Raw genomic sequence first — 14,492 nt, 5'->3', positions numbered from 1 at the left:
ACGCTCGCGGGCGTGCTGAGTGTGGGGTTGACCGGAGGCATCGGGTCGGGCAAGAGCGAGGTCTCCCGGCGGCTGGCGGAGCGCGGCGCGGTGATCGTCGACGCCGACGCCGTCGCCCGGGAGGTCGTCGAGCCGGGCACGCCCGGCCTGGCCGAGGTCGTCGCCGAGTTCGGCGCGGGCGTGCTGCTCGCGGACGGCTCCCTGGACCGGGAGAAGCTCGGCTCGATCGTGTTCGCCGACGACGCGCGGCGCGCACGGCTCAACGCGATCGTGCACCCGCGCGTCGGGGAGCGGATGCGCGAGCTCGTCGAGCAGGCGCCGCCGGACGCGATCGTCGTCTACGACGTGCCGCTGATCGCCGAGAACGGCCTGGCGGGCATGTACGACCTCGTGGTGGTCGTGGACACGCCGGTCGAGGAGCAGGTGCGGCGGCTCACCGAGTCGCGCGGCATGATCGAGGCGGACGCGCGGGCCCGCATCGCCGCCCAGGCCACCCGGGAGAAGCGCCTCGCCATCGCCGACCGGGTCATCGACAACTCCGGCACGCTAGACGGGCTCGCCGCACAGGTCGACGAGCTGTGGGGCGAGCTGACCCGGCGATCCGGCGTGCCGGTGGGCGACCCATAATGGCGCGAACGACCCGGGCGATCGCGGGGCCGACGCGCTGTACCGACGTGGAGACGGCCCGGCGATGCGGGTGATCTGGGCGATCGCGAGGTTGATGCACCGTACCGACGTGGGGAGCCGCCGATGATGCGGGTGACCTGGGCGACCGACCAGGGCAGTCCGGCGCGGCCGAACGAGGACTTCGTCGCGACCGCGCTGGGCGCGGCCGTCGTGCTGGACGGCATGAGCATCCCGATGGACCTGGAGACGGGCTGCGTGCACGGCCGTCCGTGGTACGTCGGGCAGCTCGCGACACGGCTGCTCGCCGCTCTCCTCGACCACGGGCAGGGCCCGGCCGCGGCCCTCGCGCAGGCGATCACCGAGACGGCGGCCGCGCACGGCGGCCGCTGCGACCTGTCCCACCCCTGGACCCCGGCGACGACCGTCGTCGCGCTGCGCGTGCGCGACGAGGCGGCCGAATACCTGGTGCTGTCGGACTCCACGCTGCTGCTCGACCAGGGCGGAGAGATAACGGCCCTGACCGCCGAGGGCAGTGGGTTCGCCGCCGCGGACCCGCGTGTCGCGGGGCGGGCGCTGACCGGGAGCGTGCCGCTGGGGGACCTGCGCCGGGCGGCGCTGCTCACCGACGGCGCCACCCGGCTGGCCGACCGGTTCGGCCTGGCCGACTGGCCGGGCACGCTCGCCACGCTCGCCGAGCGGGGCCCGGCGGCCCTGATCGAGCAGGTCCGCGAGGCCGAGCGCTCCGACCCGCACGGGCGGCGCTGGCCCCGCAACAAGCGCCACGACGACGCCACCGCCGCCTACTGCGAGTTCTCCTAGATCCGGTCTCGAAGTCCCGGTCCGTAGGACGGCGGGGTTCGAGACAGGTCCTAACCGCGGATGACCGAGCGGAGGGTGTCCGGGCGGTTGGTGATGATCCCGTTGACGCCGTAGCCGATCATCCGGCGCATCGTGGTGCGGTCGTTGACGATCCACACGAAGATCTTCAGGTGGCGTTTGTGCACGCTCTTCACGTAGCCGGACGTGACGTCCTTGTACGTGGGGTTGACGTACCGGGCGTACTTCGCGACGGCGGGCAGTTGCCCGGTGGTGGGCGTGCCGAGCACGCCGAGCGGCACCGAGGGCAGCAGCTTGTGGAACGTCTTGAGCGACGACCATTCGAAGCTCTGCACGATCAGCCGGCCGGTGCCCAGCCAGTACGGGTGGGCCCGCAGGTCGGTCGCGATCCGGCTCGTCATGCCGGGGTACAGGGACGGGTTCTTGATCTCCAGGAGGAGCTTGAGCTTGCCCTGCATGGCGTTCAGGGTCTCGTCCAGGGTCGGCACCCGTTCGCCCTTGTACTTGGACGAGAACCACGAGCCCGCGTCGAGCCGCTTGATCTGCTTGAGCGTGTAGTCGCGGACCCGCCACGGCGACCCGTGCGGGTAGACCTTCTCGATGTTGGTGGTCCGGCTGAGCGTCGCGTCGTGCATGATGACCAGCTTGTGGTCCTTGGTCTGCTGGACGTCGAGCTCGAAGTAGTCCGCGTGCCTGGTCTTGGCCAGCCGGAACGAGGCGAGGGTGTTCTCCGGCGCGTACGCGGACGCGCCCCGGTGCCCGACGTCCGCGACCGTCGTGGCGGCGGAGGCGGTGCCGGTGAGTGCGAGGGGGACTGCCGAGGCGAGGGTGACGACGGCGAGGCGTGCGGCCATGGGCATCCTTCGGCGACGGGGGTGGGCTCCGCAATGATCATGCTCCGCCGGAGGGACCGCCGGGCGAGAACGCCATGTTTCCGAGATGACACTCATGTTGACATTCGGTAACGACGAGCCCATACGACCGCGATGCCGGGCATGCCGCCACTGACGATCACCGGCGCGGATCGGCCTCGATGCTGATCGTCAGTGTGCGCCCGCCCTGCCGGCGACACCCCCTGTTCGAGGTGTCGCCGGCAGGGTGACCCGGTCGACGGCACCTCTATTCGGTGCGCAGCGCCGTGGCGGTGCGAGTCCGGGCGGCCCAGCCGGCCGGCAGGAGCGCGCCCGCCGTCGCGAGCACCAGGCCGCCCAGGAGGAGCGGGGCCAGCACGGGCAGGTCGTACACGGCGATGTCCGCCGCCGGGAACCTCGTACCCGCGGCGCGGCCCATGACCGGCAGCACGTAGTCGTGCAGCGCGACGCCGACCGGGACCCCGAGCGCGCCGGCGAGCAGGCCGATCCCGGCGACCGACGTGACGACCATCGTGAGCGTCTGGCGAGGTGCCATGCCCAGTGCCTTGAGCACCCCGAGGTCGTGGACGCGTTCGCGGGTGTCGAGCACGACCGTGTTGAGGACGCCGAGACCGGCGACGGCGACCAGCATCAGCGCGAGGATCGCGGCCAGCGTGTCCATCGCGACGACCACGCCGCTCACCTCGCCGGAGTTCGCCTGGGCGGTGACGCCGAGCGGGCGCAGGGCGGTGTTGAGGGAGCTCAGGTACGCCTGAGTACCGGTTCCCGGCCGGAGGTCGACGGCGAACTCGATCGAGGGAGGGTCGACAGGGACGCCGAGGCCGGCCAGGGACGCCTCGTCGGTCAGGACGGTCATACCTTCCTCATGCAGGTCGAGGGCCTCGCCGACGATCCGTACCGGGGCGGTGCGGCCGCCGCCGGTCAGGGTGACGGTGTCCCCGATGTGCGTTCCGGTGGCGTTCAGGAACCCGGAGGGGACCACCGCCTGTCCGGGGCCGCTGAACCAGGAGCCGGAGACCATCTGGTACGAGCCCCAGGACGAGTCGCCCTGAAAGGCGATCACGGTCGTCGCGCCGGCGAGTCCGGCCACGCCGACCCGGGTCTGGCCCGACCTGAAGAATCGCCGGGTCCCCGGTTGCGCACGGATCTTCGCCGCGATCGCGTCGGCGTCCGCCACCTGGGGCGCGCCGGCACCGGGCGGAGGGGCGGCGTGGACCACGACCGCGCCGGGCGTCCGGCGGTTGAGGCCGTCCTGGATGGCGCTGAGGGACATGGTGAGGCCGACGCCGAAGGTGACGCCGATCGTGCCGAGTGCCACGGCGGTGGCGATCGTCGCCGACCGTGCGGGCCGGGAGAAGGGGGTGGCCAGGCAGAGGCTCACCGGGCGCGGCAGCGGCAGCCGGCCGAGGAGGCGCCGGATCGCGCGCCCGCGCCCGGCACGCGGAGTGCGGCCGACGGCGATCGCCTCGACGGTCCGCAGCCGTCCGGCGCGCAGCGCGGGCGCCAGCGCCGTGGCGGCGACCGCGGCGAGAGCGGCGGCGGGGACCACGACGTCGATCCACGGGGCGACCGTCAGCGTCCCGGTCCCGTACGCGCGTTCCGCCTCGCCCATGACCGGGATCGACAACAGGTTGCCGAAGAGGACGCCGAGGACGGTGCCGACGGTCGCGGGGATCAGCGCCTGCGCGACGTAGGCGCGTACGACCTGTGCCGGGGTGAAGCCGAGGGACTTCAGGATTCCGATACGCCGGGTCGCGGCGCTTACGGCGCCGCTGACCACGATCCCGATGACCAGGACCGACATGAACAGGCCGAGCACCGCGAAGGCGACGACGAACGGCACGAACGTCGCCGAGGTGCGGCTCGCGGCCAGCTTGATCTTCAGGTAGGACGCGGCGCCGGTCATCGACCCCGGCGGCACGGCGGCGGCGATCGCGGAGCGGTCGGCGGCGACCTGGGCGTCGGTGGCGGCCTTGGTGAAGCGGTAGAGCATCTGGTGGGCGGGGGTGCTGCCGGGCGCGGTCAACGCCGCGAGCTGTGCCGGGGACACCCAGGCCTCGGCGCTCGCGCCCACCGACTTGGCCACCCCGACGACGGTCAGCGTCGGGCCGCCCGGCAGGTCGGGGAACGTCATCTGGTCCCCGATGTCGAAGGGCACGCCGCCCTCGTTCATCACGATCTGTCCTGGCCCGGTGACCCATCGGCCGGCGGCGAGGTCGACGTCGTCGACCGGTCCGCCGGGGGCGGCGCGGCCGACGATCGTCATGGGCGGCAGCGGGTCGTTCGCCGGGATGCCGAATCGGTTCCGGCCGGCCTTCGGGCGCAGGGTGAGGACGGGGAACGGCCCGGCGGCGGCCGTCACGCCGGAGACGTGCGCGGTGGCCGCGACCCGCGCGGCGGTGACCTTGGATCCGTCGAACTGCGCGGTCAGGTGCGCGCCCTTCTGCCTGGCGAAGGCGTGGTCGAACGGTGCCTGCGACGCCACGAGGAGACCGGCGCCCAGCACCGACGCCGTGACCGCCAGCATCGTGGTCAGCGCCATCACCACGGTCTGGACCCGGCGCCGTCCGACGCCCGCGCGCACGACCTTGCCCAGAGCGCTCATTTGGCCACCGCCCGGACGTCGCGGGCGATCCTGCCGTCGACGAGTTCGATGGTCCTGGTCGCGCAGGAGGCGGCGAGCGCGGTGTCGTGCGTGACCAGCAGGATCGTCTGCCCGCTTCGGTTGAGATCGACCAGCAGTTCCCTGACGTCGGCGGCGGACGAGGTGTCCAGCGCGCCGGTCGGCTCGTCGGCCAGCAGCAGCGGAGGGCGGTTCATGAGCGCCCGGGCGACCGCGACGCGCTGGCGCTCCCCGCCGGACAGCCGGCCGGGGAAGGCACGGGCGTGCCGCGCGATGCCGAGGTGTTCGAGCAGCTCGGCCGTACGGGCGCGGGCCTTCCCGCGCGGCATGCCGGCCAGCTGGGCCGGCAGCAGCACGTTGTCCTCGACGGTCAGGTCGTCCAGGAGGTTGAAGAACTGGAAGACCATGCCGATGCGTTCCCGCCGGTACCTCGCGAGGGCGGCCTCGCTCAGCGCGTCGACGCGGACGCCGTCCACGGTGACGCCGCCCTCGCTGGGCTTGTCCAGCCCGGCGACCAGGTTGAGCAGGGTCGACTTGCCGCTGCCCGACGGGCCGAGTACGGCCAGCGCCTCACCGGCGCTCACCTCCAGGCTCAGGCCGGCCAACGCCGGCCGTCCCGCGTCATATCTCTTGCTCACGTCGTGGATCTCGATGATCGGCGCGCTCACGGGCACTCCAGGGATCGGGTCGGTTTCGACGCGACCCGACGCTAAGAGCGGCTCCGCTCCCGGCGCGTCGGCAGTCGTGACGAATTCCGGTCCTCCGCGAGGGGGACGAGGCGGCGGGTCATCACTGCGATGTACGCCGCCGTCCGGAGCCGCTCATCACGCGGGCGGATGTGGCAGGTCGGGGCGCTTGCGACACTTGGCCGTTGACTTCCTCCCCCTCTTGGAGGAGGGGGAGTCCCGTCGGCCTTGCGGCCGATCCGGCTTAGGCCGGGCGCCTCGCGGCGCGGGTTTCCTGTTTCAGCGCCGACTGCGGAAGGGAGAGCCCTTGCCGTCTGACACCAGCTCCACAGGCATCGCCAGGGGTCTCCCCGGCTACGGCTCGACCAGCCGCAAGGATGTTCTTGGCCGCGTTGATGTCCCGGTCGTGCCGGGTGCGGCAGGTGGGGCACGTCCAGTGCCGGGTGGAAAGGCTGAGCTCGGTGAGCAGGTGCCCGCAGGCGGAGCAGGTTTTGGAGGAGGGGTACCAGCGGTCGATGACCACGACGGTACGTCCGGCGCGTTCGGCCTTGTATTCGAGCTGTCTGCGGAACTCGCCCCATCCGGCGTCGCTGATGACGCGCGCCAGCCTGCGGTTCTTGACCATGTTCTTCACCGCGAGGCCTTCGATCACGATGATGTCGGCCCTGCGGACCAGATTGGTGCTGGTGCGGTGCAGGAAGTCGGCGCGGGCGTTGCGGATCTTGCGGTGGGCGCGGGCGACCTTGGCCTTGGCCTTGCGCCGGTTCATACTCCCACGCTCGCGGCGGGCCATCCGCCGCTGGTAGCGGGCGAGATTGCGGGCCTTGCGCTCCAGATGCCGGGGGTTGGCGATGCGCTCCCCGTCCGAGGTGACCGCGAAGTCCTTCACGCCCAGATCGACGCCGATCGCATGCCCGGCACTGTCCATGGGGTCAGGGGCGTCGGTGTCGACGGCGAACGTCACGTACCAGCGGCCGTCCGGATCCCGGGAGATGACGACCATGGTGGGGTTGAGCGTGGACACTTCGACGTCGTCGAAGGACCACACGAACCTCAGCGGCGCTCTCGTCTTGGCCATGTACAGCTCGCCGTCCTTCATGCGGAACGCCGAGCGGGTGTAGTGCGCGGTCTGCCGGGAGTTGCGGTTCTTGAACCGGGGGTATTTGGCGCGGCCGGCGAAGAAGTTCGCGAACGCCGCGTGCTGATGCCGCAGCGTCTGCTGCAACGGAACCGACGACACCTCGGACAGAAACGCCAGGTCCTCGGTCTTCTTCCACCCGGTCAACGCGGCGTCGGTCTGCTTGTAGGAGGTTTTTCCGCCTCGCTGGTGATACGCGGCGTGGCGTTCGGCGAGGGTCTTGTTCCACACCAGGCGCACACACCCGAACGTGCGGCTGAACACCGCCGCTTGTTCGGGGTCCGGGTAGGCCCGGCACTTGTACGCCGTCCGCATGGCCGCGACCTTACAGGCCACGTACGTATGCGTAAAGCGATTCGTCAGATTCCGGTGGACCCCGTTCTTGGACCGTCTCGGCTCCACCGGGCCGGTCCTGGCGTAGTCCGGATTCCTGCCCGGCCTGAAGGCCGGGGCATCCTTCGGAGAACTAGGTGAACAGAGCTGAGATCGCCGGCCGGTGGCAGGCCGGCACCGCCGCGCTGCGGCGTGTCACGAGCCCGCCGCCCCTGTCCCGGTGGGCGTGGGCGGCCGACACGATCCTCGCCGTCGTCCTGGCCATCGGCACGCTCAGCGTCCACCCCGGTCCCGCGGCGGTGAACGACGTGCCGGCCCAGGTGATTCCTCCGGAAGTCCCGCCACCGCTGCCGGGCGTCCCGACGCCCCCGGTCGCTCCGACCGCGCCTCCCGGCGTGCTCATCCAACACCACGGGCCGACCTCGTTCTGGCACCTGATCCTGGCGGTCTTGACCGGGCTGCCTCTGGTGGTACGGCGCCGATATCCCCTCGTCTCGTTCTGGATCGTTCTGGGGGCGACGCAGCTCTATCACCTCAGCCCGGGGTTCGACCCCTCGTTCATCTTCGCCGCCTGGCTGATCGCCGCCTACAGCGCCGTGATGTACAGCCCGCACCGGGCGCTCGCGCTGGGGAGCGCCTTGGCGGGCGCCGGAGTGATCGCCGGCGGCCACAAGGCGGTCGTGCCCTCGCTCAGGCCGGGCCTGGTCACGTTCCTCATCCTGATCCCGGCCGGGCTCGCGGCGAACGCGATCCACACCTGGAAGCAGCGTGTACGGACCCTGGAGGCGGAACAGAAGACGGCCATGCGGCGGGCCGTGGAGATGGAGCGCTCCCGCATCGCGCAGGAACTGCACGACGTCGTCACCCACAATGTCAGCATGATGGTGGTTCAGGCCGGTGCCGCGCGGAAGGTGATGGCGACGGCGCCCGAGCGGGCCGAGCAGGCACTGCTGGCCGTCGAATCCGGAGGGCGGACCGCGATGACCGAACTGCGCCACGTCATGGGCCTGCTCACCATGAACGGTGACGACCTCGGCCAGGTCGCCGTGGAGGACCTCGCCCCGCCGCCGGGCCTTGACCAGGTGCCGGCGCTGGTCGAGCGGGTCCGGGAGGCGGGAGTGCAGGTCGAGCTGACCGTGACCGGACCACCGGCGCCGTTGTCCGCCGGCGTGGATCTGGCCGCGTACCGGGTGGTGCAGGAGGCGCTGACCAACACGGTCAAGCACGCGGCCGGCGCCCGCGTGAAGATCACCGTCGCGTACGGCCCTTGCGAGCTGCGGGTCGAGGTGACCGACACCGGCGGGACGCCGGCGGCGCCGGCGCGCACCGGCAGCGGCCGTGGGCTGATCGGCCTGCGCGAGCGGCTCGCCGTCTACGAGGGCGTGCTGGAGGCCGGGGAGCTCCCCGGCGGCGGGTACCGGGTGTGCGCGCTGATCCCGGTGGGGGAGGAGTGAGCGAATCCCTGCGGGTCGTCATCGCCGACGATCAGGCGCTGGTCCGCACCGGGTTCGCGATGATCCTGGCCGCCGAGGGGATCGACGTGGTCGCCGAGGTCGCCGACGGCGCGAAGGCCGTCGACGCGGTCCGCCGGACCCGGCCCGACGTCGTGCTCATGGACATCCGCATGCCGGAGATGGACGGTCTGGAGGCGACCCGGCGCATCCTGTCGGCCGGTCCGGACGCGCCGCGCGTCATCATCCTGACCACCTTCGACCTCGACCGGTACGTCTACGCCGCGCTGAGCGCGGGCGCCAGCGGCTTCCTCCTCAAGGACGTCTCTCCGGAGCATCTGGTCGCCGCCGTGCGCCTGGTGCGCTCCGGCGACGCGCTGCTCGCCCCGAGCATCACCCGCCGCCTCGTCGAGCGGTTCGCCCGGCGGGATGAGCAGGCCGCGACCCTGCATCGCGACCTGTCGACGCTGACCCCTCGTGAGCTCGACGTGCTCCGGCTGCTGGCCCGGGGACTGAGCAACGCCGAGCTGGCCGGCCGGCTGCACGTCGGCGACGCGACCGTGAAGACCCACGTGGCGCGGATCCTGTCCAAGCTCGGCCTGCGCGACCGCGCCCAGGCGATCGTCGTCGCCTACGAGACGGGACTGGTCACCCCGGGAGAGGCCGAGAGCTGATCCGCCCCTGGTGGCGCCGTCTCCCGGCAGGTGCCCCGGAATGTCGGTGCCCGGGCGTAGGTTGGACCTGATACCGGGGACCGTGGCCGTCGGCCCGCCCGGACCAGGGGCCGCCGAGGCGGCAGTGATCTTTCACCGGAGGAGCAGCGTGCGGCCTGTCACCGATCTTCAGCGTAAGGTGGCGCCCTTCGAGGTCGTCACCGACATGACCCCGTCCGGCGACCAGCCGCAGGCCATCGCGGAGCTGGAGAAGCGGATCACGCGCGGCGACAAGGACGCGGTGCTCCTCGGCGCGACCGGCACGGGCAAGACCGCGAGCATCGCCTGGCTGATCGAGAAGCTGCAGCGTCCCACCCTCGTGATGCAGCCGAACAAGACGCTCGCCGCGCAGTTCGCCAACGAGCTGCGCGAGATGTTGCCCAACAACGCCGTCGAGTACTTCGTCTCCTACTACGACTACTACCAGCCCGAGGCGTACGTCCCGCAGACCGACACCTACATCGAGAAGGACTCCTCGATCAACGACGAGGTGGAGCGGCTGCGGCACTCGGCGACCAACTCGCTGCTGACCCGCCGCGACACGATCGTGGTGGCCTCGGTGTCCTGCATCTACGGCCTGGGCACCCCGCAGGAGTACGTCGACCGCATGGTGCGGCTGCGGATCGGCGACGAGATCGACCGCGACGAGCTGCTGCGCCGGCTGGTCGCCATGCAGTACGCCCGCAACGACCTGGCGTTCACCCGCGGCACGTTCCGGGTGCGCGGCGACACGGTCGAGATCATCCCGCAGTACGAAGAGCTCGCCGTCCGCATCGAGATGTTCGGCGACGAGATCGAGAAGCTCGCCACGCTGCACCCGCTGACCGGCGAGGTGATCACCGAGGACGAGGAGCTGTACATCTTCCCGGCCTCCCACTACGTCGCCGGCCCCGAGCGCATGGAGCGGGCCATCGCCGGCATCGAGAAAGAGCTGGAGGAGCGGCTCGCCGAGATGGACCGGCAGGGGAAGCTGCTGGAGGCGCAGCGGCTGCGCATGCGCACCACGTACGACATCGAGATGATGCGGCAGGTCGGCACCTGCTCCGGCATCGAGAACTACTCCCGCCACATCGACGGCCGTGGCCCCGGCACCGCGCCCAACACCCTGCTCGACTACTTCCCCGAGGACTTCCTCCTCGTCGTCGACGAGTCGCACCAGACCACGCCGCAGATCGGCGCGATGTACGAGGGCGACATGTCGCGCAAGCGCACCCTGGTCGAGCACGGGTTCCGGCTGCCCAGCGCGATGGACAACCGCCCGCTGAAGTGGGAGGAGTTCCTGGAGCGCATCGGGCAGACGGTCTACCTGTCCGCGACGCCCGGCCCGTACGAGCTGGGCCGCGTCAAGGGCGACGTGGTCGAGCAGGTCATCCGCCCGACCGGCCTGGTCGACCCCGAGGTGGTCATCAAGCCGACCAAGGGACAGATCGACGATCTGGTCCACGAGATCCGCGAGCGCGCCGAGCGCGACGAGCGGGTGCTGGTCACCACGCTGACCAAGAAGATGTCCGAGGACCTCACCGACTACCTCCTGGAGCTCGGCATCCGGGTGCGCTACCTCCACAGCGAGGTCGACACGCTGCGCCGGGTGGAGCTGCTGCGTGAGCTGCGGCTGGGGGAGTACGACGTCCTGGTCGGCATCAACCTGCTCCGGGAGGGCCTCGACCTGCCGGAGGTCTCGCTCGTCAGCATCCTCGACGCCGACAAGGAGGGGTTCCTCCGGTCGGAGACGGCACTGATCCAGACCATCGGCCGTGCCGCGCGGAACGTCTCCGGCCAGGTCCACATGTACGCGGACAAGGTCACCCCCTCCATGGAGCGGGCGATCGACGAGACCAACCGGCGGCGCGCCAAGCAGATCGCCTACAACGAGGCGAACGGCATCGAGCCGACGGCCCTGCGCAAGAAGATCGCCGACATCCTCGACATGCTGGCCCGCGAGGACGCCGACACCGAGGAGCTCATCGGCGGTGCCGGGCGGCAGCAGAGCCGGGGCAAGGCCCCGGTCCCGGGCCTGTCCTCCAAGCAGAAGGCCGGTCGGCACGCCGCCGACCTCGTCGGCGAGCGCCCGCGCGAGGAGATGGAGGCCCTCATCGACCAGATGACGCAGCAGATGCACCACGCCGCGGAGGAGCTGCAGTTCGAGATGGCGGCCCGGCTCCGCGACGAGATCAAGGAGCTCAAGCGCGAGCTGCGCGACATGAAGGAGGCCGGCGTCCGCTAGGGGTGTCCGTCTGTAAGTTTTGGATCATGGAAACCCCTGCTCTCCTCCTCTCCAGCCGGATCGTCTCCGATACCCCGATCCAGGACTTCGACATCGTCGTCGTGGACGGACGTCCCCTGGTGGTCTGCGCCGACTTTCACGGCGAAAAGGTGTTCACGTGGGATCCGGCCGATGACCGCTGGGTCGAGCACCCACTGGACAACCCGTTCGGACCCGACGAGATGGAGGGAGATTGCCTGCTGGAGATCGGCGCGGTGGTCCTCGACGGGCGGATCGTCGTCGGCGGAGGTGGATACCGCCAGCCCTTCGCCCAGTGGGACCTGGAAACCGGCGCCGTGCGGACCTACATCCGCGACGAGCACGGCGGGCTGGCCAAGACGTCCACCATGGCGTTGGACGGACGGTCCCTGTTCGTCTGCGGCGACAGCAGCGTGCCGGCCAGGGTGCGCCTATGGGACGCGTCGCAGCGCGACTCTCTCATCGAGGACGAGGAGATCGATCATCTCGCCGATCCCATCGAGCTGTACGGACATTTCGACAGCATCGGCGGGCTCGGCTCGGGCACGCTCGGGGGGCGTTCGGTAGTGATCTCCGGGGGCGTGGACGGCCGCGTGATGGTGTGGGACATCCACGACAAGGACCCGGTCGTCCAGTTCGAGCGCGCTCCCTTCGCGGTCATGGGAGTCGGCCTGGCGACCGTCGACGGCCGGTCCCGCGTGGTGGCGGCCGGCGGCGAGTCGGTGATGCTGGGCGACCCTGGCACAGGCGCCTGGGATGAGCCCATCGGCGTGTCCGGCGACGAGGACCAGGACGACGAAGGCATCGAGTGCATGGACGTCGGTGTCGTGGACGGCCGGCCGATCGCGGTGACCGGGGCCAAGGACGGCACGGTGTGCGTCTGGGACCTGGCGGGTCGCCGCCTGCTCGGCGAGCCGTTCACCGAGCACGAGCGGGAGGTCTTCGCCGTCCGGATCACCGCGTTGGGCGGCCGTACCGTCGCCCTCACGGCCGGCCGGGACCGCCGGATGCGCGTATGGAGCCTCGGCGGGCGATGAACTTCCCCTCGGCGGCCGGGCCGTCGGGCCGCCCTAGGCGTGCTGTCCGGCACCGTGGGCGCGTCGGCGGCCGCCGTGGGCCGACGCCCTGCCGCGCCCGCGGGTAAGGCGAGCACGCGCCGTCCACGCCGGCGAAACGGCACCGGGCCCGCACCGACGAATCGGTGCGGGCCCGGTGAAAAACCGCGTTACTTCGAGGACAGGTAAGCCTAGAGCGGCTGGACCTGCTCCGCCTGCGGGCCCTTCGGGCCCTGCGTGGTCTCAAAGCTGACGCGCTGGTTCTCCTCCAGGGTACGGAACCCGCTGGAGGCGATGGCCGAGTAGTGCACGAACACGTCCGGGCCACCACCGTCCGGAGCGATGAATCCGAAGCCCTTGTCGGCGTTGAACCACTTGACGGTGCCTTCTGCCACTTCTTTTTCTCTCCTTCTTGGGAGCCTCACCGATACACCGGGTGGTGTACCGGGGCTGCATACGGACCCTTGCTTTCGTCCGCGAAAACTATCCCGGAGAAGCGAAAACGCCCGCCGTCAGAACTTCCGCGGGCGCTCAAGATCAAACTCAATACGTACGGAAAACCACGACTGCAACACCGGTATGTTATCCGCTTGCCGGAACCCGGGCAAGCGTCCTGGAGAGGCCACGCCGGGCGTCCGCAGGGCTCCCGTCCGCCCGGAGAGAGTGAGATCATTCTCCCGGGGCGGAGGTGGTGCATGGTCGCCGTGCTATGGGGGCGTGTCCGTACGCGCCGGGGTGCGCTCATCGCGATCCCGGCGGTTCTGGCGGTTCTGGCGGCGCTGATCGTCCCGCTGGCCATGACCGAGCAGTGCCGGCTCTTCGGCAGCGGATGCCGGGTCCCGCGCGTCCGATTCGCTCCCCTGCCGACCCGGCTGACCCCATTGGAGGCCGCCGTCCGCGGCGGCTACATCGCCCTCGGCGACTCCTACTCCTCGGGTGAGGGCACCTGGGACCTCGATGCCGACCGCTCGTACACCGGCGGCGCCGAGGACTGTCACCGGTCGCACGGGGCGTACTTCGCGACGGTGCTGCAGGGATACCGGTTCGCGCTCGGCGGCAACCTGTGGGCCTGCAGCGGCGCGCGCGTCGACGACGTCCTGCGGGGCGGACGGCACGGCGAGCCGGCCCAGATCGAGCGCCTGCGCCCCGACACGAGCCTGGTGACACTCACGATCGGCGGCAACGACATCGGCTTCTCCGAGATCGTCACCCGCTGCGTCGTACGGCTCCCGTGGTCGTCGGCCTGCCGCGACCAGGACCCCGACATCCGGGCGCGCATGGCGGCGCTGCCCGCCGGGCTGGCGTCGGTGTTCGACCAGATCGGCCGGCGGGCGCCGAAGGCGCGCGTCATCGTGCTGGGCTATCCCCGGCCGTTCCCGGTGCAGCCGGCGCATTCGGTGGACAACATCGGCGTCGCCGACCAGGGGTACCTCAACGGCGTCGTCCGGTCCCTCGACGACACCATCGCCGCCGCGGCCCGCACGGCCGACGGGGGCCTGGCGGCCGCGGGCAGGCCCGGGACGGTGGAGTTCGTCGACGGGTACGGCGCGTTCGACGGACACGAGCTCGGCGCGGCGCAGCCGTATCTGAACGCCCTCACGATCGACTTCCGCGCGCCGGCCGTCGAGCCCCGCAGCTTCCACCCGAACGAGCTCGGCTACCAGAGCTTCGCCCGGCTGATCGACCGGCAGATCCAGTCCGGCCCGCCCCGGCCTGTGTACCAGTACCGCCGCTGACCGGGTCCCGGCGGTGGCAGGCCGGAAACTCGTCTCCACCGGCGAATTACGGGCTCGTTAATAATATACGTTTCGGTCTTGCGGGCTCGATCAGATCGTTACATTCGAGATCATGAGTCGGCGACGCATGGCCACGGCCGCTCGATACGCGAGCAATACGGCAGATCGCCCGCGATGAC

The 14,492-nt window shown here is 70.9% G+C and carries 12 protein-coding genes; 7 read left to right on the top strand and 5 right to left on the bottom strand.

All coding sequences use genetic code 11. From position 1 onward, the window contains the following. Positions 1-12 precede the first annotated feature (12 nt). Together coaE and ABEA24_RS13265 are read left to right on the top strand one after the other, a co-directional pair. The gene (coaE, locus tag ABEA24_RS13270; RefSeq protein WP_345431059.1) at positions 13-627 is read left to right on the top strand and encodes a dephospho-CoA kinase; all 615 of its coding nucleotides are present in this window, start codon (positions 13-15) and stop codon (positions 625-627) included. Between the two features lie 123 nt (positions 628-750). Beyond that, positions 751-1,446: a protein phosphatase 2C domain-containing protein gene (locus ABEA24_RS13265; protein WP_345431058.1), complete on the top strand. Its 696-nt coding sequence runs from the start codon at positions 751-753 to the stop codon at positions 1,444-1,446. Between the two features lie 50 nt (positions 1,447-1,496). Here the strand turns inward: ABEA24_RS13265 and ABEA24_RS13260 are convergent, their stop codons facing one another. From ABEA24_RS13260 to ABEA24_RS13245, 4 genes are all read right to left on the bottom strand, one after another. Then, a complete protein-coding gene (locus ABEA24_RS13260; protein ID WP_345431057.1) occupies positions 1,497-2,318 on the bottom strand; it encodes a glycerophosphodiester phosphodiesterase in 822 nt (273 codons plus the stop codon). Between the two features lie 265 nt (positions 2,319-2,583). Next, the gene (locus ABEA24_RS13255; protein WP_345431056.1) at positions 2,584-4,941 is read right to left on the bottom strand and encodes an FtsX-like permease family protein; all 2,358 of its coding nucleotides are present in this window, start codon (positions 4,939-4,941) and stop codon (positions 2,584-2,586) included. Continuing rightward, positions 4,938-5,627 (bottom strand): ABC transporter ATP-binding protein, encoded by a 690-nt coding sequence (locus ABEA24_RS13250; protein WP_345431055.1) that lies wholly within the window; start codon positions 5,625-5,627, stop codon positions 4,938-4,940. The genes ABEA24_RS13255 and ABEA24_RS13250 overlap by 4 nt, the downstream gene beginning before the upstream one ends. A gap of 262 nt (positions 5,628-5,889) precedes the next feature. Next, on the bottom strand, positions 5,890-7,098 hold the full coding sequence (locus ABEA24_RS13245; RefSeq protein WP_345431054.1) for an RNA-guided endonuclease InsQ/TnpB family protein: 1,209 nt from the start codon (positions 7,096-7,098) through the stop codon (positions 5,890-5,892). A 155-nt stretch (positions 7,099-7,253) separates the two neighbouring features. Here ABEA24_RS13245 and ABEA24_RS13240 point away from each other — a divergent pair, with 155 nt between their 5' ends. From ABEA24_RS13240 to ABEA24_RS13225, 4 genes are all read left to right on the top strand, one after another. Continuing rightward, complete coding sequence (locus ABEA24_RS13240; RefSeq protein WP_345431053.1) at positions 7,254-8,570, top strand: sensor histidine kinase; 1,317 nt, start codon at positions 7,254-7,256, stop codon at positions 8,568-8,570. Then, the gene (locus ABEA24_RS13235) at positions 8,567-9,241 is read left to right on the top strand and encodes a response regulator (protein ID WP_345431052.1); all 675 of its coding nucleotides are present in this window, start codon (positions 8,567-8,569) and stop codon (positions 9,239-9,241) included. The genes ABEA24_RS13240 and ABEA24_RS13235 overlap by 4 nt, the downstream gene beginning before the upstream one ends. Before the next feature lie 148 nt (positions 9,242-9,389). Beyond that, complete coding sequence (gene uvrB, locus ABEA24_RS13230) at positions 9,390-11,504, top strand: excinuclease ABC subunit UvrB (RefSeq protein ID WP_345431051.1); 2,115 nt, start codon at positions 9,390-9,392, stop codon at positions 11,502-11,504. A gap of 26 nt (positions 11,505-11,530) precedes the next feature. After that, positions 11,531-12,559: a WD40 repeat domain-containing protein gene (locus tag ABEA24_RS13225; RefSeq protein ID WP_345431050.1), complete on the top strand. Its 1,029-nt coding sequence runs from the start codon at positions 11,531-11,533 to the stop codon at positions 12,557-12,559. A gap of 209 nt (positions 12,560-12,768) precedes the next feature. Here ABEA24_RS13225 and ABEA24_RS13220 read toward each other — a convergent pair whose 3' ends face one another. Beyond that, positions 12,769-12,972, bottom strand: a complete 204-nt coding sequence (locus ABEA24_RS13220; RefSeq protein WP_345431049.1) for a cold-shock protein — start codon at positions 12,970-12,972, stop codon at positions 12,769-12,771. A gap of 300 nt (positions 12,973-13,272) precedes the next feature. Here ABEA24_RS13220 and ABEA24_RS13215 point away from each other — a divergent pair, with 300 nt between their 5' ends. Continuing rightward, positions 13,273-14,313, top strand: a complete 1,041-nt coding sequence (locus ABEA24_RS13215) for an SGNH/GDSL hydrolase family protein (RefSeq protein WP_345431048.1) — start codon at positions 13,273-13,275, stop codon at positions 14,311-14,313. Positions 14,314-14,492: the final 179 nt, after the last annotated feature.

The organism is Actinoallomurus vinaceus (assembly GCF_039542055.1).
Classification (GTDB): Bacteria; Actinomycetota; Actinomycetes; order Streptosporangiales; family Streptosporangiaceae; genus Actinoallomurus; species Actinoallomurus vinaceus.
Note: the sequence above shows the minus strand (reverse complement) of the source record. Positions and strands in the feature narration are given on the sequence as shown.

Excerpts from the sequence above, each read along its gene's own strand:
- ABEA24_RS13265 (WP_345431058.1), top strand. The coding sequence starts at position 751 with ATGATGCGGGTGACCTGGGCGACCGACCAGGGCAGTCCGGCGCGGCCG.
- ABEA24_RS13260 (WP_345431057.1), bottom strand. The coding sequence starts at position 2,318 with ATGGCCGCACGCCTCGCCGTCGTCACCCTCGCCTCGGCAGTCCCCCTC.
- ABEA24_RS13255 (WP_345431056.1), bottom strand. The coding sequence starts at position 4,941 with ATGAGCGCTCTGGGCAAGGTCGTGCGCGCGGGCGTCGGACGGCGCCGG.
- ABEA24_RS13245 (WP_345431054.1), bottom strand. The coding sequence starts at position 7,098 with ATGCGGACGGCGTACAAGTGCCGGGCCTACCCGGACCCCGAACAAGCG.
- ABEA24_RS13225 (WP_345431050.1), top strand. The coding sequence starts at position 11,531 with ATGGAAACCCCTGCTCTCCTCCTCTCCAGCCGGATCGTCTCCGATACC.
- ABEA24_RS13215 (WP_345431048.1), top strand. The coding sequence starts at position 13,273 with ATGGTCGCCGTGCTATGGGGGCGTGTCCGTACGCGCCGGGGTGCGCTC.